Source organism: Rhodobacter sp. Har01 (assembly GCF_020564565.1).
Lineage (GTDB): Bacteria > Pseudomonadota > Alphaproteobacteria > Rhodobacterales > Rhodobacteraceae > Pseudogemmobacter.
The window spans coordinates 1-977 of the sequence record NZ_JAJCTD010000033.1; the positions used below are offsets into that span (position 1 = coordinate 1).

Consider the following 977-nt stretch of genomic DNA (forward strand, 5'->3'; position numbering starts at 1 on the left):
TCAACACCGTCGATCCCCACGCCTGGCTCGCCGACACCCTCGCACGCATTCCGGACTACAAAATCACAAAGGTCAACGATCTGCTCCCGTGGCGCTGGAACCGATAGCAGTCTGGCCGGACGCTTACGAAGCACTGTGGAAGCAAGAGGGAAGGAAGTCCTTCATATCGCTTCGCAAATCACGATCATGACAAGGCAAGCTACGTGAGCGCCGACTGGATCGCTTCCGACGAAAGGAACGATTTTCATCACCCGTTAATCCCCAAAGACGACTGTCTTCTCAAAAACTTCGAACTCGTCCAGTGTGCTGGCGCGCTGCCACAAACGCATGCTCGCTTTCCAGACGAGTCTACGCCCCAGCCGTTTCAATGCATCGGGAAGCAGTGTGGCTTCAAGGGTCGAGTATACGCCGCAGCGCGTGTTGCCCTCACGCGGATACTCTGGCGACCAGCGATCATGCCAGTAGCTCGTGGTTCCGACGAGACGACCGGCGTGTAACAACTCGACACCGCGCCGCGTGCATCGCATTCGTGTTCCCATAGGAAGCACGTAGCTCGCGGCTACCGGCAGGCCTGTGGCGAAGTAGTGACTTTGCCAGTAACCGTACGGCTTAGGCAGCATTGACGTGCAAACCGGCGCAGCTGACCCTTTCCTTTGGTCCGAATACGTATCAAGCGGAGTTTCGGGACGATCTCCTTCAATATTAAACGCAGCCTCAAAATCCGCGATCTCCATTTTATTGTCGTACAACTCATCCCCGGAGTAATCATCAGCAACAAGATGACCTGCAATCGTGAATTCACCATGCTCAGCCACATCGGCGACAAACGGAGAAATCAGCGACATTGTGCCTGTCCGTCGTCGAGAGATTTGGAGCAGTCGACCTGATTTTGGAGCAGAGGGCTCTGGCTCACCTGTTTCAGGCTATGCGGCTTGACGCTGATGGTTCAAGCGGCGGTTTTGGATGGTTTGCTGTTT

2 protein-coding genes are annotated in these 977 nt (G+C 55.2%); one reads left to right on the top strand and one right to left on the bottom strand.

Annotation, left to right across the window (positions count from 1 at the left end; translation table 11 throughout):
* The coding region (locus LHP98_RS19275; RefSeq protein WP_227253783.1) for a transposase domain-containing protein at positions 1-107 on the top strand (107 nt) is incomplete at its 5' end.
* A gap of 147 nt (positions 108-254) precedes the next feature.
* Here LHP98_RS19275 and LHP98_RS19280 read toward each other — a convergent pair.
* On the bottom strand, positions 255-845 hold the full coding sequence (locus LHP98_RS19280; RefSeq protein ID WP_227254164.1) for a hypothetical protein: 591 nt from the start codon (positions 843-845) through the stop codon (positions 255-257).
* Positions 846-977 lie beyond the last annotated feature (132 nt).